The organism is Salinimicrobium sp. 3283s (assembly GCF_039602225.1).
GTDB classification, from domain to species: domain Bacteria; phylum Bacteroidota; class Bacteroidia; order Flavobacteriales; family Flavobacteriaceae; genus Salinimicrobium; species Salinimicrobium profundisediminis.
This window is the reverse complement of the sequence record NZ_CP143631.1, coordinates 3259523-3277437: the sequence shown is the minus strand read 5'-3', so window position 1 is coordinate 3277437 and position 17915 is coordinate 3259523. Positions and strand designations below refer to the sequence as shown.

Here is a 17915-nt window from a genome sequence, read left to right as displayed (position 1 = left end):
TCAAATTACTTACGTCGTATCTTCCAGAAAAGACCACCAATCAACAAGAGCCCTAAAACTATAGAACTGGCTAACGCAATTGAACTTCCCGTCTTTACTACTTCTGGCTCAAACCTAAAGGTGATCTCGTGTTCTCCTACAGGCACCATCATTGCCCGCAGCACGTAATTTGCTCTAAAATGCGGAACTTTCTCACCGTCAATATAAGCTTGCCACCCATGCGGGTAATATATTTCAGAAAAAACCGCCATACGATCACTTTCTGCGGAAGCACGGTAGATCAATTCATTCGGCTGATAAGAAACTAATTCAATACTCGCTGTACTATCGGCTTCAAACTGCTTTTTTGGAAGGAATTCAGCAAAATCATCGTCTACAACCGCCACTCTTTTGGTGTTGATACCATCGAGCGCCTGAATAGCTTCATTCGCGTTCTCTACCATTTTCACTTCCTGAATGAACCATGCATTGCCATTAGTTTCAGGATTTGCCTGAGCTACAGCACCCTCTTCCGTAGGAATAATGAAGTATTTGGTGTTGAGCATATTGAGCACCTGCAGATTGTTTTGTGACAAATAAAAGTCATAAAGTTCCTGCATCCTGCCCGGCTTCGCGGCATGATAACCTCCTATAGAATTGTGGAAAAATGATGTGCGGGCCGTATTAAAAGGACTGCCGGTAAGGTCAAAAACCCTGTAGTGGCTCTCATCCCTCATAATCTCCCTATCGGCTTCAGTAGCCTGGAAAGGCCTGTTCACCACACTTGATCTTACAAAATCTTCGCTATCAACGTATCTTTTATCAACGCCAACTAAATCAACAAGAATGAGCAACCCAAGTCCCAAAAATGTCAAATTCCGGTTAAGTTTTTGTTTCACAAAAAACCAGAGTACTGCGGCAGTGAGCAGCACATACACCAGGGAACGAATGGCGTCAGCCGTAAAGACGGCTTTGCGATCTTCCTTTAATGCCCTCACAAACTCGGGCCCCAGCTGCTGAATTAGCACTCCGTCGCTTGCGCCTGTAAAACTGAAAGCTCCCCTAAACAGCAGGAACAATAAGGCAATACCGCCCGTAATTATTGTGGCCCATTTTATTGAATAAACTTTTCTTTCCACACTTTCTTCTTTAAAGAACAACCGGGAAAGCCCGGCGATAGCAAGCACCGGAATACACAATTCTAAAATCACCTGAATTGAAGACACCGCCCTGAATTTGTTGTAAAGCGGCACATATTCAATAAAGAAGCGGGTTATAAATTCAAAAGGATAGTTTTTACCAAATGAGAGTATCAGGGCCAACAGGGAACCTCCAACTACCCACCATTTCAGTTTTCCCCGCACCAGAAAAAGTGCAAAGACAAACAGAAAAAGTACCGTGGCGCCAACATAGGCCGGGGCACCCACAAAAGGTTGATCTCCCCAGTAAGTGGGGGCTGCTTCTGCAAATTGTGCCGCCTGTACCGGGTTAGCGCCCAACTGCAACAACTGCGAATAAACGGCAGAATCTGTCCCCAGGTTTTCTGCGCTCGAACCTCCCATAAAACGCGGTATGAAAAGATTAAAGCTTTCCAGAACTCCATAACTGTATTCGGTGATATAATTGTAATCAAGTCCGCTAGACTTCTCTGGAGTACCTTCGGGGTTAATAGTAAGTCCGGTATCTCCACGAGTACTAAAGTCGGCATATTCCTGGGTGGCCAAAAGATTGGTAGCATTCGTGCCTATTGCCAACACTACTGCAACTACCATCACAGCAAGTGCCTTAAAGAATTCGGGTAACGTCTTTTTCCTGAAGGCTTCGATCAAATACACTATTCCTATTACGATCACCAGCAGGAGTAGGTAAAAAGTCATCTGGAAGTGATTAGCACTTATTTCCAGTGCCATTCCGAAGGCCAGCAGTAAAAATCCTATAATATATTTTTGCCTGAAGCACAGCAAAATACCGCCTATCACCCACGGCATATAGGCAATGGCATGAGCTTTTGCGTTGTGCCCTACTCCAAGTATAATAATGAGATAGGTAGAAAACCCGAAAGCCAGTGCTCCCAAAAAGGCCAGCCTGTAATCAATTTTTAGGACCAGAAGTAAAATATAGATCCCCAGGAAGTACAGAAATAGATAATCGGCTGGGCGGGGTAAAAAACGCAGGGTTCTGTCCAGTTCTTTAATGTAGTTATGAGGATAATTTGCACCCAGTTGGTACGTGGGCATCCCACCAAAAGCAGCATCGGTCCAGTACGGCTCCTCGCCTGTCTCGGCCCTAAAATCATTTTGTTGACGGGACATCCCTATATACTGGGCAATATCACTCTGGTAGATTTCCTTCCCCTGAAGTACAGGATAGAAGTAGGCAAGAGAAATTATAATAAATCCCAGGAAAACAAAAATGTGAGGCAGTACTTTCTTTAGGGAAAAATTCATACGAAGAGAGTTTTGGAGCGGAAATTAGTCAATTTCTTCATAATCGATATACTCTCCCACGTCATTCTTTGATTTGGGGGTGCTTTTAGGCTTTTTTTCAATGCTCACCTCACCCTGTTGGCGTTGTTGACCTCTGCCAGGATCAAACTGGCTAAAACGCTGTTCAAACTTCTTTCCAATCTTCTTTAAGACCCAACGAAGTAGTATGGGGCCAAACCAGCGTATTAATAATTTTAAACCAAAGTAAACAAGAAGGACTATAAGTAACACCCTCAATACCTCGGTCAATGAAGCTTCGTGCATTCTAAAAGTTTTGGTAAAATTACTATTCTACTCAAAGAAAACCATTGCTGCAACCAAAAAAAATGAGAAAAACTCTATATTTGATCATCACCAATCAGCTCTAATATGAGGATCTACCTGACTTTTTTTCTCTTTTGTTTCTTCGGAAGTTTTAATGCCACTGCTCAATATACAGAAACCATTAATTCAAACAGGCCCGGAAATTCCCAGGGGGCTTTTGCTGTAGGGCCCATGGTGCTTCAGGTAGAAACCGGGGCAAAATTAGGGAACGACACTCATGAGCTGCTACAGACGGATACCGATCTTTGGGGAATAGATTACGCCATAAGATTTGGGTTCCTCTTTGAAGAGCTCGAGATCAACCTGATGGGGTCTTACCTCAATCAAACCACCAATTACGTGGTTGGAGCCAACAACGAGGCTTACGAAATATCCAATTTCGATGCTAATGCCATAGGAGTAAAATACCTCGTATACGACCCCAATAAAGATGCAAAAGAGAAGAAACCCAATCTTTACAGCTGGAAGGCCAATCAACGCTTTGACTGGAGTACCCTGGTACCCGCAGTATCTTTGTATGCCGGCGCCAATTTTTCATTCGGTGACAACCCGTTTCTCTATGAGGGGCAGTCAAAATTCTCACCTCGTGCCGCTGTAATTTCTCAAAACAACTGGGGTCCCTGGGTCCTGGTCCTTAACATTATTGCCGACAGGATTGGAGATGATTCTCCAACTTATTCGGGTATAGGTACGCTCACCCACTCTTTCTCAAAGAAGTTTGCAGTGTTTGGAGAATTCCAGACATTGATCAGCGATATCTACAGCGATGAGATTGTTCGTGGCGGTTTTGCTTACCTCTTTCACAAAAACTTCCAGGCAGATATCTCAGGGCTTATCAATTTCAAAGACACACCTTCGAGATGGCAGGTTGCTACCGGAGTTTCTTACAGGTTTGACTGGCACAAGCAAGACCAGTACCTTGAAGCGCAACAAGAACTCTAATTATTCTAAACAGAACATAAATTTAAAGCATCTGGCATGATAGATATAAGCGGTACTTACACAGATCAGTACCAGCTCACAATGGGACAGGTATACTTCAGCAAAGGAGAAGCAGAAGAGACTGCCATTTTCGATTATTTTTTCAGGAAATTACCTTTTGAAGGGGGCTTTGCAATATTCGCCGGGCTCGAAACCCTCCTGGATTACCTTCAGGATTTTAAATTTTCAGATAAAGACCTGGAGTTTCTCAGCACTCAAAACTTCTCTAAAGAATACCTCGACTACCTTAAAGATTTTCGCTTCCGCGGAAAGATCTTCAGCATGAAAGAAGGAGACGTGGTATTTCCCGGTGCTCCCGTGGTGAGAGTAGAGGCAAATATCATTGAAGCTCAGATCATTGAAACCCTACTTTTGAATGTGCTGAATTTCCAGACGCTCATTGCTACAAAAGCAGCAAGAATGGCTATTCAGGCTAAAGGCAGTACGTTGATAGATTTCGGACTTAGAAGAGCACAGGGGTTTGGTGGCTATCACGCGAGCAGGGCAGCTATTATCGGCGGCTTTGAAGCCACAAGTAATACCCGTGCCGGAAGGGATTTTCACTTTCCGGTTTCAGGCACCATGGCGCATTCCTTTATTCAGAGTTATGAAAACGAGCTGGATGCATTCAGGGATTTTGCTGAAATTCATCCCAAAAATGCCATTTTACTGGTAGACACTTACGATACCTTGAAGAGCGGAATTCCTAATGCCATACAGGTTGGTAAAGAGATGGAAAGCCGTGGCGAAAAGCTCAAGGGAATTAGGCTCGATAGCGGTGACCTTGCTTATTTAGCAAGAAAATCTCGTGAGATGTTGGACAAAGCGGGGCTGGATTACGTAAAAATATCAGTTTCCAATCAGCTGGACGAGCATCTTATCAAGAGTTTGCTCGATCAGGAAGCGCCTATAGATATTTTTGGGGTGGGAACAAACCTGGTTACAGGAAAGCCCGATGCCGCCCTGGATGGCGTCTATAAACTATCTCTTTTTAAGAACAAGCCCAGGATCAAACTTTCGGAAACTATTGCTAAAGTAACCCTGCCACATCGCAAGCAAGTGTATAGATTGCTTGATGATTCAGGTAACTTTTTGGGTGCTGACGTGGTTTGTGTGGCAGGTGAAGGAAATCCTGAAATGATGTACCATCCCTACGATCCTTTAAAGTTCCGGTTTGTTGGCGATGTAGAAAAAGAAGAACTTTTGAGCCTGGTCATGGAAGATCAAAAGAGGGTTCACAAAGAGACCAGTATCAAAGAAATAAAGGAATTCAGCAAAAAGAGACTGGAACAACTTCCTACGGAATACAAGAGGTTCTTTAATCCGCATATCTATAAAGTAGGTATAAGTGGAAAACTCAAGGATGAAAGAAATTCCCTGATCGAAGAACACAAAAATAAGAGATCATGAAAACACTCATCATAGTAGATGCCCAAATAGATTTTATGCCGGGCGGTGCACTTGAAGTTAAAGATGGAGACAGGATCATCCCGGTGATCAATCAAATTCTTCCGAAATTTGAACTCGTAATAGCCACCCAGGACTGGCACCCAAAAGAGCATAAAAGCTTTGCCGTAAATCATCCCGGAAAAAACGAGTTTGAGGTAATTGACCTTAATGGACTGGAACAAAAGCTTTGGCCGGTGCACTGTGTGCAGGGCACAAAAGGAGCCGATTTTCATCCCAACCTGGAAACAAAACCCATAGAAGCCATTTTTAGAAAAGGAATGGACCCTGAAATAGACAGTTATAGTGGCTTTTTTGATAACGGCCACAAGAAGATCACTGGGCTTGGCGGATATTTAAAGGAAAGAGGAGCTGTTGAACTCTATTTTTGCGGACTTGCTGCAGATATTTGTGTTTATTTCAGCTTACTTGATGCCCTTAAAGCAGGTTTTAAAGCAACGCTGATCGAAGACGCAGCCGTGCCCCTTCTTCCGGAAGAATTTGATAAAATTAGAGAAGATATTATTAGAAATGGCGGAAGAATAACTCATTCAAAAGAGCTTTGAAAAATGCCATTTTTGACACCCATAGCTCAAAACTCTTACTCATAACTAACGCCGGTGCCACCTTCGGGTAAACCACCATACTGCGGCTTGCAAAAAGCCAGTGAGCACCACAGATCTTATAATGTGCTGCAATGCATGAAGTACCCCAAAAGAATAACCGTCCATAAATTTGTTGGGTAGGTCATATTGGGTCACTAATTTTTGACCCAAATATCCAAGAAAGCCAAAAGCCACCAAAACGAAAGCATAAGTAAAGAAGAAAAAGAAATTCTTTTGCTTGTTCCATTTGAAATACACCGAAGCCACAACCAGCACAAGCCAGCTCACCCAGATGCTTATTTGGTAATTTAATACCGACTCATGAGCCTCCTGCAGCCCAACATCTCCTAAATTTCCAACAGCACTAAACAGTGTGAATAAAGGATAAAACAGAACTACCAGAAAAAGGAATTTTAAGATGTTTTTCTTTTTCATAACGGCTTTTGGTTATAGTCTTAAGTTACAAAAAGATTACTGTTACCAATAAAAAAACTCCCGACTCTTTTAAGAACCGGGAGTTTTTGAAATAAAGGTTTTCTTCTATTATTTGGCGATATTCACCGCACGGGTTTCGCGTATTACGGTAATTTTCACCTGCCCCGGATAGGTCATGTCTGTCTGGATCTTTTGAGAGATCTCAAAAGAAAGATTGGATGCTTTTTCATCGCTAACCTTTTCGCTTTCCACGATCACCCTCAATTCTCTTCCTGCCTGTATTGCATAGGCTTTTTTCACTCCGCCAAAACCAAAAGCGATATCTTCAAGATCTTTCAACCTTTGAATGTAAGAATCCAATACCTGTCTTCTCGCACCCGGCCTGGCTCCGCTTATAGCATCACAAACCTGTATGATTGGAGATAATAGGGACGTCATTTCAATTTCATCGTGGTGGGCTCCAATAGCGTTGCAAACTTCAGGTTTCTCTCCGTATTTTTCAGCCCATTGCATACCAAGGATTGCGTGAGGTACTTCAGTCTCTGCATCTGGCACTTTACCAATATCGTGAAGTAATCCTGCGCGTTTGGCCATTTTTGCATTTAAACCGAGCTCAGCAGCCATAACTCCGCATAACTTCGCAACTTCTCTTGAGTGTTGCAGCAGGTTTTGACCGTAAGAAGAACGATACTTCATTCGCCCTACAATCCGTATCAATTCTGGATGCAATCCGTGTATTCCAAGATCTATCACAGTGCGTTTTCCAACTTCAATGATCTCCTCTTCTATTTGTTTGGTAGTTTTCTTGACCACTTCTTCAATACGTGCCGGGTGAATCCTTCCGTCGGTTACAAGTTTGTGGAGCGACAGGCGGGCTACTTCCCTTCTTACCGAATCAAAACAGGAAAGAATGATTGCTTCCGGGGTATCGTCAACAATGATCTCCACTCCTGTCGCAGCTTCAATAGCGCGAATGTTTCGACCTTCCCTACCAATAATTCGTCCTTTTACATCGTCACTTTCAAGGTTAAATACCGAGACGCAGTTGTCTATGGCTTCTTCGGTACCAATGCGCTGTATAGTGTTTACAATGATTTTTTTCGCCTCCTGCTGCGCAGTAAGTTTAGCCTCCTCAATGGTATCCTGAATAAGGGCCATGGCATCGGCTTTTGCAGTATCCTTTAATGACTCTACAAGTTGTGCCCGGGCATCTTCGGCTGAAAGCCCGGAGATGACCTCCAGTTGCTGAACTTTGCTGGAATGAAGTTTATCTACTTCTTCCTGCTTTTTCTCCAGAACATCGTTTCGGTGATTATAATCGGCAATTTTTTCTTCCAGATCCTTGTTCAGGTTTTTATTCCTGGCAAGTTCGCTGGAAACCTGGGATTCTTTATCCCTTACCCTCTTTTCGGCATCAGCAATTTTCTTGTCCCTCGAAAGAATAACCTTTTCGTGTTCGGACTTTAATTCGATGAATTTTTCTTTAGCCTGTAGGATCTTGTCTTTCTTGATCCCTTCAGCTTCCTGTTTGGCTTCTTTTAAAATCCCGGCTGCCGATTTTTTAGCTCTTTGAATAATTTTGGAAGCGTTCTTCTTCTCCAGGTACTTTGCCAGTCCAAATCCTATTGCCAGTCCCAGGACAAGTGAAATAATAGTGATCGCTATAGTTAGTGTATCCATTAGTTAGTTTTTATGTAAAAAAAAAGCCTGTACTAGTCGTTGATTTGTATAAACTCTCTAAATCAAGTTTAGGGCTAACAAGCTGATCAAGGATCCGCTCAAAGGCGGCTTGCTTTTACAACTTAAACTCACCCTTTTTAAAGAATTGGTGTTGAGTTTATCAAAATAAATTAACTAATACAGGCAGTAACCTTTATTTTCTAATTCAAAGAACAGTTAAACCAAGTGTTTGTCAAGCAGGTCATTGAGCGCTTTCAATTTATCTTCAGCCAAAAGTACTTCACTGCTGCGGTCAATTGATTTTTGCTCGGTTTGGGCAGCAAACTGTAAGGCACACATTGCCAGCACATCCTGCTTATCCCTAACGGCATAACTCTGTTCAAATTGCTTAATCATGAACTCTATTTTTTTTGCAGCCTTTCGAAGCCCCTCTTCCTGCTCAGGAAGAATGGTCATGGGATATACCCTGTCTGCAATAGAGATCTTTATTTTAAGCTGATTCGACATTTTTTTATTCTTCTATTCAGAGAGATGAACAATACATTGATCTATTTCCCTGATCAAGCTATTTATTTTAAGCTTGGTTTCTTTTTTATAATCATTACTGCCCAGCAAGGCGTTGGCAGCTTTAAGAGTTTTTACCCTGTTTTCTGAAGACTCCAGGCTTTCCTGTAATCTTTGTTTTTCGGATCTTAAAGAAGTTAATTCCTCCTGAAGGCTTTGTTGTTTCTGCTCCAGTTTTTTATAATTCTGAAGCAACTTCTCAACCCTACCTTCAAGAATATCAATTATTTCTGTTAAATCACTCATTAAAGCTAAACCTGCTGCTTACCCTCACAAAGTTAATATACCTGCCGAAATATCCCAATATTTTGAACTCTATTTTGAGTTGTGCTTTAAAATAATTTTAACTTCCTCAAAAATAAGGGTTTAATTTTATGCCCGGGTTTTGGTATCTTTATCCCGCTATTAAAAAGTAAAAATTCCCTTACATGAAAAGAATACTTGCCCCTCTCCTATTCTTAACCGGTTTTGTTGTGTCGGCACAGGTTTCCAATGTTCCCACAAGCTATTTTGATGATCCGCTTCAGGTACCCCTGGCTCTTGCCGGCACGTTTGGAGAATTGCGATCCAATCATTTTCACAGTGGGCTCGATATTAAGACACAGCAACGGGAAGGGTTACCGGTGTATGCTTCTGCTGAAGGTTATGTAAGCCGAATAAATGTTTCTCACTATGGTTACGGAAAAGCACTTTACATTCAGCACCCCAATGGATACACTACAGTATACGGCCACCTGAAGAACTTTTCTCCAGAGATTGAAGCCTATATTAAGAAGCTGCAATATCAAAATGAAAGCTATGAGGTAGAAGTTTATCCAACTGCTTCCGAAATTTCTGTAGAAAGAGGGGAACTTATTGCCAATAGCGGAAATACCGGTGGCAGCGGCGGCCCGCACCTGCACTTCGAGATAAGGGATGGCGAGCAGCGCCCAATGAACCCGCTCATGTTTGGAATAGAACTCGAAGACACCCGCGCGCCAATCGTGTCGGCCTTGTTTGTTTACCCGGCGGGAGAAGAAGCACATGTAAATGGTTCGGCCACTAGACAGAAACTTAGGCTTATACCACAGCAGGATGGTTCTTTTAGAGCTGAAAAAATTGATGCCTGCGGGGAGATAGGTTTTGGGATTACTGCAGTAGATCAACTTAATGCAGCCCCAAATCAAAACGGCGTTTATAAAATTGAAAGCAGTGCTAATGGCGAAAAACTCCTGCAGGTCAATTTTGAAAAATTCTCATTTGCAGAAACCCGCCACCTCAACCAGTTGATAGATTACGGATATTATACCCAGAACAATAGCAGGATCCAGAAGCTTTTCGTAGAACCTTCCAATCCATTAAGCATTTACAGTGACGTGAAAAATGAAGGCTATCTTAATGTGCAGGACAGCCTTTCGTATAACTATACGATAAAAGTAAGTGATTTTGCAGGCAATGAGCGTATAGTTCACGTGCCTATAGAAGGAAAACATCGCAATGACATTAAAGAAGACCCTTCCAAAATCACCGATTTTTTTGTCCCTGCAAGTACAGGAGCTCAGTTTGAAAGCAATGGTATAGACATTTATATTCCCGAAAACAGTCTCTATCAGGATGCTTACCTTGATGTTAGCTTTGAAGATGAAAAGGTAAGCCTGCACGAAGACGTAATTCCCATTCATTCGAACATCAGCATAGGCTTTGATGTTAGCAAGTATACCCCTGAAGACAGGGAGCAAATGTTTATTGCCAGACTCAACAAATGGGGAAATCCTCAATATTCAGGCACTACCAAAGACGGGGAAAGATTTACCACCAAAACCCGCACTTTTGGCACCTACACTTTAGGCAGGGACGTGAAAGCGCCTACCGTAACACCTATTAATTTTAGGGACGGACAGTGGATCTCAGGCAATAAAGACCTGAAAATTAAGATCTCCGATGATCTTTCGGGCATTAAAAGCTACCGGGCAACAGTGAATGGAAAGTTTATCCTGATGGAATATGAATACAAAAGGAATTTACTCACTCACGATTTTGCTGACGGAGTAGTCACTGACACCGAAAATCACCTGAAACTGGAAGTAATTGATAACGTAGGAAATACAACTGTTTTTGAAAGCACGTTCTTTAGAAAATAGGTTTTAAGCTGAAGTATTTATCCAGCTTTTCCTGCATTAGCGGCCTTTAGCAGAAATTTAAAGCTAACGGTTAGACCTGTTGGTTCCAAAAATGTCATTTTTGAAGTTCCTTTAAAATTCTGAAAAGAACTTTTTTCAATCCAAAATTGCAAAAATGAATGGAAGAATCAGGTGCAAATTAATTATCATCCAGACGAAGCAGGTCTTTCAGTAGGAAATTTTAGTGCAACTAATATCAGTGCGAATTTAATCCTGCTCGAAAGAAAAGTTGTAAATATTATTTCTGAAGCGAAAAGCGTCAAAAATTATGGCAAGTGCCGATAATTTCCGAATTGTCGGCACTATATGAAACCCTAAAACTGAAAGTCGAATAAATATTCTCTTCCTATTTTTCCATGAATTCTTTCAGCACATTTACCACGTATTCAATGTCGTCTTTAGTATTGTACCTGGAAAAAGAAAACCGCAAAGAAGGCTTTTTCAGATCTTCGGCAGGCAAAAAGGCGTTTAGCACGTGGCTTCCCTGATCGCTTCCGCTTTGGCAGGCACTACCTTTAGAGCACGCAATCCCATGAAGGTCAAGCTGGAACAACAGCATTAGCGCTTTTTCCTGGGACATGGGCAGGCATACGTTGATAAGCGTGTAAGTACTATTCTCAAAGTCACCGCAGTCGCCGTTGAATTTTACTCCGGGAATTTCCTTTTTTAAGAGGTCTGTAAAATGCCTTTTTAGAGAGGTAATATATTCCCTCTCTTCGTGTAAATTTTGGTAAGCTAACTTCAGTGCTTCCTCCAGCCCTACAATATTATGGACAGCTTCGGTCCCGGCGCGGAATCCCCGCTCCTGCTCGCCTCCAAAAATAAGTGGCTGCAAGCCGCTGTTTTTTCGGATATAAGCAAAACCAACACCTTTGGGTCCGTGGAATTTATGGGCACTTACAGCGGTAAAGTCAACTTTCACCTGAGAAAGGTCAAGTTCGTAGTGCCCAATGGACTGGACGGTATCTGAATGAAACAAAGCTTTGTGAGCACTACACAACTCCCCAACTTTTGCAATATCCAGTAAATTACCTACTTCGTTATTCACATGCATCAGGCTCACCAGTGTCTTTTCATCTGAAGATTTCAGGATTTCTTCCAGGTGCTTTAGGTCAACCCTTCCGCAGTCATCAAGGTTCACGTAAATAATTTCGGTCCCAAAAACATCGTGAAGCTTATCAATGGTATGAAGCACGGCATGGTGTTCAATTTTTGAAGTAATAATGCGCTTCACGCCCAGGTCCCGAACGGCCGAATTGAGGATAAGATTATCGGCTTCTGTACCGCCCGAGGTGAAAATAATTTCTGAGGCAGCAACATTAAGGATCTTTGCCACTGTTTTGCGAGCCTGTTCTATTAGAGTTTTTGCACTGCGGCCAAAGGTGTGATTTGAGGAAGGATTTCCATATACATCACGCATCACCTGGGCCATTCGCTCTACCACTTCTTCGCGAATCTGCGTAGTTGCGGCATTATCAAAGTAGACTTTTTTCATGGTCTACAAAAATAACAGATTTAAAATAATTTAAGCTTGTCTCGGTTAAATTATATATTACTTTTAATTTTGCCGAAAACCCGTCTTATGAAAAAAGTGTTTAGTTTATTTTTTGCAGCCGCGCTGCTTACCGCATGCAATGACGGGGAAATTATTGTGACCGATTTTAATTTTGAAGACCCCGATCTTAGCTGGTGTGGAGATAACCAGTCACAAGTATTGTATAAAATAAACAATACCGATGTAAACGAGGCAATTGCGTTTCGTTTTAACCTCGATACTGAAAACGAAAAGCTTTTCCTTTCGGAAGAAGGCCGCCTCAGCATTGCTTTGAACGGCACCACTAATGAAATTGTGTATCGGGTTTTTGACGGGGAAGTAACCGGCAACTATTTTTGTAATGAAATTCCGCCCGTTTCCCCAAAAGTGGTGCGGGAATTTAAAAGTACCACGGGAGGTGAGGTCATCATCACTTCTACTATTGCTAATGCGACAGATCATGACGGTGACGGAATACCTTCAGCCAGTGAAGGAATGGATGCTAATTTAGATACCGACGGAGACGGAATTCCCAATTACCTCGATATTGATGATGATGGGGATAACATCCTTACCCGAATTGAAAGACAGGTAGAAGCTGAAAATTCAGTGAACTCCTATCCAGATTCCGACAATGACGGGATCCCGGACTATCTCGATGCCGATGATGATAACGACGGTGTACCTACCAGGAATGAAGACTGGAACCTAAATTTGAATCCCGCCGATGACCAGGATGAGGATGGGCTGCCTTATTATTTAAACCCGGATATCATAGATTCTTTTGAAGTTGAAGGTTCGAGAGAAAATACTATTTCAAGAAGCTATAGATACCTCCTTACAGTTAATAACCTGACACTGGTTAACCAGGGAGGAGACGGGGAACAAATTCGCCTTGAGAACTATGAATTAGGCGTTATCACCTCACCTTCCCAAAATATCACAATTCAGCCTACAAACGGTGAAGATGAGAACGGCGAAGAGGAAGGAGAAGATCAGTAATTCTGAAAAATATAAACTTCGGTAGCTCCCAGCCCATACTTTTGATAATCGGCATCATAAAATTTGATGTTATCATACCTGTGAAAGAGGGTTTCGAGTTCAGCTCTTAATACGCCCTCTCCTACTCCATGAATAAATACAATTTTTTGGATGCGTTTACTTATGGCAAATTCGAGTTGCCGCCGGGCAGTATCCATTTGAATGTTGAGAATTTCATAATTTGAGAGTCCGCCGGTCTTAGGCACAAGTTTTCCTATATGCAGGTCAACCTCCATGGGCGGCTGATTTCGCTCTTTTGGTTTCACTCTTGAAGATCTACGCTTTTTTGAAGATTCTTTTTCTTTAATTACTTCGGAAAAATTTTCAACTTCAGGAGGAAGTATATCGGGTAATACATCTTCAACTTTAACTAAATCCCGGACATTAAAGGATAAGAGAAAACCTTCAGAAGTTTCTATATCCACCTCAGCGCCGCTAATTGAAAGAACCCTACCTTCCAAATCTTCGTCAAGTACAGCTACTTTATCTCCCGGTTTCAGCATCACTAAAGAGAATTATTATTTTCACCTTCTTCATCTTTTTTATGGTCGTCTTTAGTCTCAACCCAATAATTGGTAGCTCTGTATAGCCCAAACATCAACATCACCAGCCCAATAATCATCACATACACATTTCTCTCTTCTCCCGAAATTTCAAAAATGAGAAGCACGCCACCTATTATTATAACCGCAGAATTGATAAACTGAGAAGAAGGCTTTTTCATAATTATTTGTTTGCCAGTTGATTAAAATCAAAAAAGAGTAGTAACTTGAATCGTCAAAGCTACAAATTTCGGGAAAATGAGAAGATTTCTACTGGTTACGGCATTTTTATTTGCTTTTCACCCAATTTTCGGCCAGTTGAACATCGCTCCTTCCGGCAATGGACAAAACAGAAATTACGTTTATGTAGAAAAATCTTTCCTGTTTATTGAGAATGATATCAGGTTAGTGAAAAACCCTTCCGCAGTAAATGAAGCTTCACTATACCTGCGCAATAATGCCGAACTACTACAGGGAGAGCAACAAAATAAAGAAAATTCCGGAACCGGGAGCATCTCAGTTTTTGCTGAAGGAACCACCAATGCTTACGACTATAATTACTGGAGTTCTCCCATAATATCTCCTGAAAATGGCCTTTTTGGCATCTCACTTTTACAGGTTCCCGTTTCAACCATTGTAAGCCGGCAACCCCAACTCACCACTGCCCCAAACGGCACCGCAAACCCGCTCGCTATCTCTACCCGCTGGATCTACACCTACCAGGGCAACGGGTACTCCAGCTGGAAATTTGTTGGCGGCAACACGGTAATCCCGCCAGGTTATGGTTTTACCATGAAGGGCACAGAGGGAAAAGATTTGGTGGTTGTTAACGGAAGAGCAAATAACCCGGGAAATTCACAGCGGTACGACTTTCGTGGAAAACCGGTCTCCGGCACTTTAGATATTCCGATAACGCCAGATGCTTTTGTGCTGGTAGGTAATCCATACCCATCAACTTTCAACCTGAGTCTTTTCCTGCTCGAAAATTCTGGCAGCGGCACTTTGAGCACAAATTGCTACGAAAGCATCCAACGCCAAAATATTACTACCGGTGTCGCCTACTTTTGGGATTCTAAAGAGAATGGTTCCTCACATAATCTCGAAGATTATATGGGCGGCTACGGAGTTTTTAGTCCGGTAGATCCCTGCACTGATGGAATTTATGAACCTCCGGTTTTCAAAACGGTAAAAAATGTTGAAGACGGCAGCACAGGCAAACCTTCTCAAAAGAAATTCCTACCTGTAGGCCAGGGTTTTATGGTGAAAGGTGCCCAGGCAGGCAACATTACTTTTAAAAATTCTCACAGAACGCCATCAAAAAATGCATCGGAAACAAATACCCCGGCACCCGAAGCAGTTAAAAAAGATCACCAACACACCTCTGAAAAGAACAGCCTTGCCAGGGTACAACTTAAGGTTACAGTGAACGACCTTTACGAAAGAAGCCTGAGCCTGGCCTTTTGGCCCGCTGCAACACCAAAAATTGACGCAGGTATGGATGCCAGGGCTTTTGAACTTGCGCCTACCGATGTGGGCTGGCTCCAGGGTGAAGAAAGTTATATAATTGATGTACGCCCTTTTGATATTTCTGAAGAAATCCCGCTGTTTATAAAAGTTGAAACCGGGCATCAAAAAATGACATTTTCACAGGGAATTATTGAAAATGCCGCAATTCATGAACTTTTTATTCTAGATACTCTTACAGATGAATATTTTTCTATTAAAAAAGAACCCTTAACTTTAGAGCTGCAACCGGGAATTTATCACGGGCGTTACAAGCTTGCTTTTGCTGAAAAAGTAGCTAAAGAAGACCTGCCACAGGTGATTTTTGAGGAAGAGGCGTATTTAAAATTCAGCATACATCAAAATAACCGTCTGGGAGAACTGCAAATAATAAGCAACGATCTTTTCCCGGTAAAGGCTGTAGAAGTTTTTGACCTACAGGGAAAAAGGATGTGGTACCGCAGCAACTTTGACAACCGAAGGTCTGTAGAAATTTCAACCCGGCCGTGGGGAAACGGCGTTTATATTGTAAAGGTGATTGATATGAATAATCAAAAAACAGTCAAAAAAATATCAGTTTACAACAATTGACCTATATGGAAGAATTCATGCTCCCTTGTTTAAACAAACAGTTGTTTGGCATAGATTGCTTGGGTTGCGGTGCACAACGGGCACTGGTACTGGTACTTCAGGGAGAATTTAGCGCAGCTTTTAAGATGTTTCCCGCAATTTACCCTATCCTCATCCTGTTACTTTTTCTTGTCACCAACTTATTCTACAAGTTTAAAGGTGACTGGTATATTAAAGCCGGCCTTATTGTAGTGAGTGCCGCCGTGATAATAGGCGCTTATATTTATAAAATGAGTTTTTTGATCAACTAACCAATAATAATTATGGAAAAACAAACTTTACCAAACTCAACACTTATCCTGGTTTTCGGAATCCTTTCTATCGTCACTTGCTGCTGCTATGGGATCCTCGGCCTTATCTTCGGAATTGTCGCCCTGGTATTAACAAAGACTGCTAAACAAACCTACATGGCACAACCGGATATTTACGAAGGCTATAACAATGTAAAAACCGGAAGAATTCTTGCTATTATAGGAGTTATACTTTCGGCACTTTACCTGCTTCTAAATATTGTACTTGTGGCTATCTACGGATGGGACGGAATGCAGGAAATGTTCATGGAATCTATGGAAGTTTACCAAAACCAGTAAATCCCGATAGGTCACGCGCAGTAGTGCCTGACACTGCTGAAAAGCGGACAAACAAGGTTCAAAAAAGAAGGGCGAAAAATGTCATTTTTCGCCCTTCTTTTTTTTTACTTCCTAAATTACTTTTCGAATTCCTGAAGTGTTTTGGTTATAATACCTACACAATCCATGAGTTGTTCTTCGTTCATCACCAACGGTGGAGCAAATCGTATGATATTACCGTGAGTTGGCTTAGCCAGAAGTCCGTTTTCCTTCAGTTTCATGCAAATATCCCAGGCTGTAGAGCTGTCTTCAGAATCATTGATCACAATGGCATTTAGTAGACCTTTACCTCTCACCAGGTTTACAATGTTAGATTTTCGAATGTAGTCATCGAGCTTTCTTCGGAAAAGGTTCCCGAGTTTTTCAGCATTTTCAGCAAGATTTTCATCTTTAATCACATCAAGGGCAGCCATTGCTACGGCACAGGCTACGGGATTCCCACCAAAAGTGGAACCGTGTTGTCCCGGTTTAATGACATTCATAACCTCGTCATTAGCCAGTACTGCCGAAACTGGATATACCCCCCCAGAAATGGCCTTTCCAAGGATCAATACATCAGGCTTAACGTTCTCATGCTCTACCGCTAAAAGTTTCCCGGTACGTGCAATTCCCGTCTGCACTTCATCAGCAATAAAAAGTACATTATGCTGCTCGCACAATTCTTTAGCTCGAGCCAGGTAACCTTCAGAAGGTACGTATACCCCGGCTTCTCCCTGAATTGGTTCTACAAGGAATCCAGCAATATTACTGTTATTTTTTAAAGCTTCTTCAAGAGCTTCAGTATCGTTGTATGGTATTTTGACAAATCCCGGAGTGTAGGGGCCAAAATTCTTTCGGGCACCTTCATCATTAGAAAAAGAAATGATCGTGGTAGTTCTTCCGTGGAAGTTATTCTCACAAACAATGATTTGAGCTTCAGTCTCCTCTACTCCTTTTTTCTCATATGCCCATTTTCGTGCAATTTTTATTGCAGTCTCAACAGCCTCGGCACCCGTATTCATTGGCAACAGCTTGTCAAAACCAAAATATTCTGTTGCATACTTCTCATACCTTCCTAAAATGTCATTATGGAAAGCCCTTGAGGTAAGGGTTAGTTTTTGAGCCTGTTCTGTCATGGCTCCCACAATTCTTGGGTGACAATGCCCCTGGTTTACTGCGGAATAAGCCGAAAGGAAATCGTAATATTTCTTACCTTCAACATCCCAAACGTGAACACCTTCTCCTTTTTCAAGCACAACCGGAAGCGGGTGATAATTATGAGCCCCATATCTATCTTCAAGTTGAATAGCCTCCTGGGAAGAAATTTTTTCTGAAATCTTCATTTTCATTTTTGTTTTCAATTACTAAATAAGCAATTCCTACTTTCCGGAAATACCA

18 protein-coding genes and 1 other RNA gene are annotated in these 17915 nt (G+C 42.0%); 8 read left to right on the top strand and 11 right to left on the bottom strand.

Annotated elements, in window-relative coordinates; genetic code table 11:
* Positions 1 to 5: 5 nt before the first annotated feature.
* Both VS868_RS14560 and VS868_RS14555 read right to left on the bottom strand, forming a co-directional pair.
* On the bottom strand, positions 6 to 2426 hold the full coding sequence (locus VS868_RS14560) for a YfhO family protein (protein WP_345598479.1): 2421 nt from the start codon (positions 2424 to 2426) through the stop codon (positions 6 to 8).
* Positions 2427 to 2450: 24 nt separating this feature from the next.
* Positions 2451 to 2729 carry a DUF4834 domain-containing protein gene (locus tag VS868_RS14555; RefSeq protein ID WP_266068526.1) on the bottom strand — a complete coding sequence of 93 codons (279 nt, stop codon included), beginning with the start codon at positions 2727 to 2729 and terminating at the stop codon, positions 2451 to 2453.
* 105 nt (positions 2730 to 2834) lie between these two features.
* Between VS868_RS14555 and VS868_RS14550 the strand changes: the two genes are divergently transcribed.
* Genes VS868_RS14550 through pncA form a run of 3 tightly spaced genes read left to right on the top strand, consistent with a single transcriptional unit; the run spans position 2835 to position 5782 of the window.
* Entirely contained in the window at positions 2835 to 3731 is an 897-nt protein-coding gene (locus tag VS868_RS14550) for a transporter (protein WP_266068524.1), read from the top strand.
* A 36-nt stretch (positions 3732 to 3767) separates the two neighbouring features.
* Positions 3768 to 5180, top strand: a complete 1413-nt coding sequence (locus VS868_RS14545) for a nicotinate phosphoribosyltransferase (protein ID WP_266068522.1) — start codon at positions 3768 to 3770, stop codon at positions 5178 to 5180.
* The gene (gene pncA / locus VS868_RS14540) at positions 5177 to 5782 is read left to right on the top strand and encodes a bifunctional nicotinamidase/pyrazinamidase (RefSeq protein ID WP_266068521.1); all 606 of its coding nucleotides are present in this window, start codon (positions 5177 to 5179) and stop codon (positions 5780 to 5782) included. Before VS868_RS14545 ends, pncA begins: the two co-directional genes overlap by 4 nt.
* Before the next feature lie 45 nt (positions 5783 to 5827).
* On the opposite strand, the gene VS868_RS14535 is transcribed toward pncA, so the two are convergent.
* The 5 genes from VS868_RS14535 to VS868_RS14515 all read right to left on the bottom strand — a co-directional run bounded on the left by VS868_RS14535 (position 5828) and on the right by VS868_RS14515 (position 8746).
* Positions 5828 to 6256, bottom strand: coding sequence for a hypothetical protein (locus tag VS868_RS14535; protein WP_345598478.1), 429 nt, complete (start codon positions 6254 to 6256; stop codon positions 5828 to 5830).
* Positions 6257 to 6364: 108 nt separating this feature from the next.
* A complete protein-coding gene (gene rny / locus VS868_RS14530; RefSeq protein WP_266068519.1) occupies positions 6365 to 7936 on the bottom strand; it encodes a ribonuclease Y in 1572 nt (523 codons plus the stop codon).
* 50 nt (positions 7937 to 7986) lie between these two features.
* A non-coding RNA gene (ssrS, locus tag VS868_RS14525) (6S RNA) lies at positions 7987 to 8093 on the bottom strand.
* A 59-nt stretch (positions 8094 to 8152) separates the two neighbouring features.
* Entirely contained in the window at positions 8153 to 8443 is a 291-nt protein-coding gene (locus VS868_RS14520; RefSeq protein WP_265163332.1) for a cell division protein ZapA, read from the bottom strand.
* Between the two features lie 12 nt (positions 8444 to 8455).
* Positions 8456 to 8746 (bottom strand): hypothetical protein, encoded by a 291-nt coding sequence (locus VS868_RS14515; protein ID WP_266068518.1) that lies wholly within the window; start codon positions 8744 to 8746, stop codon positions 8456 to 8458.
* A gap of 182 nt (positions 8747 to 8928) precedes the next feature.
* Here VS868_RS14515 and VS868_RS14510 point away from each other — a divergent pair, with 182 nt between their 5' ends.
* Positions 8929 to 10620, top strand: coding sequence for a M23 family metallopeptidase (locus VS868_RS14510; RefSeq protein WP_345598477.1), 1692 nt, complete (start codon positions 8929 to 8931; stop codon positions 10618 to 10620).
* A 385-nt stretch (positions 10621 to 11005) separates the two neighbouring features.
* Here the strand turns inward: VS868_RS14510 and VS868_RS14505 are convergent, their stop codons facing one another.
* The gene (locus tag VS868_RS14505; RefSeq protein WP_345598476.1) at positions 11006 to 12154 is read right to left on the bottom strand and encodes a cysteine desulfurase family protein; all 1149 of its coding nucleotides are present in this window, start codon (positions 12152 to 12154) and stop codon (positions 11006 to 11008) included.
* 87 nt (positions 12155 to 12241) lie between these two features.
* Between VS868_RS14505 and VS868_RS14500 the strand changes: the two genes are divergently transcribed.
* Positions 12242 to 13195: a hypothetical protein gene (locus VS868_RS14500; protein WP_345598475.1), complete on the top strand. Its 954-nt coding sequence runs from the start codon at positions 12242 to 12244 to the stop codon at positions 13193 to 13195.
* Here VS868_RS14500 and VS868_RS14495 read toward each other — a convergent pair.
* Both VS868_RS14495 and VS868_RS14490 read right to left on the bottom strand, forming a co-directional pair.
* A complete protein-coding gene (locus VS868_RS14495) occupies positions 13189 to 13737 on the bottom strand; it encodes a Smr/MutS family protein (RefSeq protein WP_345599843.1) in 549 nt (182 codons plus the stop codon). The genes VS868_RS14500 and VS868_RS14495 overlap by 7 nt on opposite strands.
* A 2-nt stretch (positions 13738 to 13739) precedes the next feature.
* Positions 13740 to 13958, bottom strand: a complete 219-nt coding sequence (locus tag VS868_RS14490; protein ID WP_266068511.1) for a hypothetical protein — start codon at positions 13956 to 13958, stop codon at positions 13740 to 13742.
* A 76-nt stretch (positions 13959 to 14034) separates the two neighbouring features.
* Between VS868_RS14490 and VS868_RS14485 the strand changes: the two genes are divergently transcribed.
* From VS868_RS14485 to VS868_RS14475, 3 genes are read left to right on the top strand one after another with little or no spacing between them, the layout of a single operon-like run.
* A complete protein-coding gene (locus VS868_RS14485; protein WP_345598474.1) occupies positions 14035 to 15870 on the top strand; it encodes a T9SS type A sorting domain-containing protein in 1836 nt (611 codons plus the stop codon).
* A gap of 5 nt (positions 15871 to 15875) precedes the next feature.
* Positions 15876 to 16160 carry a DUF2752 domain-containing protein gene (locus VS868_RS14480; RefSeq protein WP_266068508.1) on the top strand — a complete coding sequence of 95 codons (285 nt, stop codon included), beginning with the start codon at positions 15876 to 15878 and terminating at the stop codon, positions 16158 to 16160.
* A 12-nt stretch (positions 16161 to 16172) separates the two neighbouring features.
* A complete protein-coding gene (locus tag VS868_RS14475) occupies positions 16173 to 16499 on the top strand; it encodes a CCC motif membrane protein (protein ID WP_345598473.1) in 327 nt (108 codons plus the stop codon).
* A 116-nt stretch (positions 16500 to 16615) separates the two neighbouring features.
* Here the strand turns inward: VS868_RS14475 and rocD are convergent, their stop codons facing one another.
* A complete protein-coding gene (gene rocD / locus VS868_RS14470; RefSeq protein WP_345598472.1) occupies positions 16616 to 17860 on the bottom strand; it encodes an ornithine--oxo-acid transaminase in 1245 nt (414 codons plus the stop codon).
* Between the last annotated feature and the right edge of the window lie 55 nt (positions 17861 to 17915).

Excerpts from the sequence above, each read along its gene's own strand:
- VS868_RS14560 (WP_345598479.1), bottom strand. The coding sequence starts at position 2,426 with ATGAATTTTTCCCTAAAGAAAGTACTGCCTCACATTTTTGTTTTCCTG.
- VS868_RS14555 (WP_266068526.1), bottom strand. The coding sequence starts at position 2,729 with ATGCACGAAGCTTCATTGACCGAGGTATTGAGGGTGTTACTTATAGTC.
- VS868_RS14550 (WP_266068524.1), top strand. The coding sequence starts at position 2,835 with ATGAGGATCTACCTGACTTTTTTTCTCTTTTGTTTCTTCGGAAGTTTT.
- VS868_RS14545 (WP_266068522.1), top strand. The coding sequence starts at position 3,768 with ATGATAGATATAAGCGGTACTTACACAGATCAGTACCAGCTCACAATG.
- pncA (WP_266068521.1), top strand. The coding sequence starts at position 5,177 with ATGAAAACACTCATCATAGTAGATGCCCAAATAGATTTTATGCCGGGC.
- VS868_RS14535 (WP_345598478.1), bottom strand. The coding sequence starts at position 6,256 with ATGAAAAAGAAAAACATCTTAAAATTCCTTTTTCTGGTAGTTCTGTTT.
- rny (WP_266068519.1), bottom strand. The coding sequence starts at position 7,936 with ATGGATACACTAACTATAGCGATCACTATTATTTCACTTGTCCTGGGA.
- VS868_RS14520 (WP_265163332.1), bottom strand. The coding sequence starts at position 8,443 with ATGTCGAATCAGCTTAAAATAAAGATCTCTATTGCAGACAGGGTATAT.
- VS868_RS14515 (WP_266068518.1), bottom strand. The coding sequence starts at position 8,746 with ATGAGTGATTTAACAGAAATAATTGATATTCTTGAAGGTAGGGTTGAG.
- VS868_RS14510 (WP_345598477.1), top strand. The coding sequence starts at position 8,929 with ATGAAAAGAATACTTGCCCCTCTCCTATTCTTAACCGGTTTTGTTGTG.
- VS868_RS14505 (WP_345598476.1), bottom strand. The coding sequence starts at position 12,154 with ATGAAAAAAGTCTACTTTGATAATGCCGCAACTACGCAGATTCGCGAA.
- VS868_RS14500 (WP_345598475.1), top strand. The coding sequence starts at position 12,242 with ATGAAAAAAGTGTTTAGTTTATTTTTTGCAGCCGCGCTGCTTACCGCA.
- VS868_RS14495 (WP_345599843.1), bottom strand. The coding sequence starts at position 13,737 with ATGCTGAAACCGGGAGATAAAGTAGCTGTACTTGACGAAGATTTGGAA.
- VS868_RS14490 (WP_266068511.1), bottom strand. The coding sequence starts at position 13,958 with ATGAAAAAGCCTTCTTCTCAGTTTATCAATTCTGCGGTTATAATAATA.
- VS868_RS14485 (WP_345598474.1), top strand. The coding sequence starts at position 14,035 with ATGAGAAGATTTCTACTGGTTACGGCATTTTTATTTGCTTTTCACCCA.
- VS868_RS14480 (WP_266068508.1), top strand. The coding sequence starts at position 15,876 with ATGGAAGAATTCATGCTCCCTTGTTTAAACAAACAGTTGTTTGGCATA.
- VS868_RS14475 (WP_345598473.1), top strand. The coding sequence starts at position 16,173 with ATGGAAAAACAAACTTTACCAAACTCAACACTTATCCTGGTTTTCGGA.
- rocD (WP_345598472.1), bottom strand. The coding sequence starts at position 17,860 with ATGAAGATTTCAGAAAAAATTTCTTCCCAGGAGGCTATTCAACTTGAA.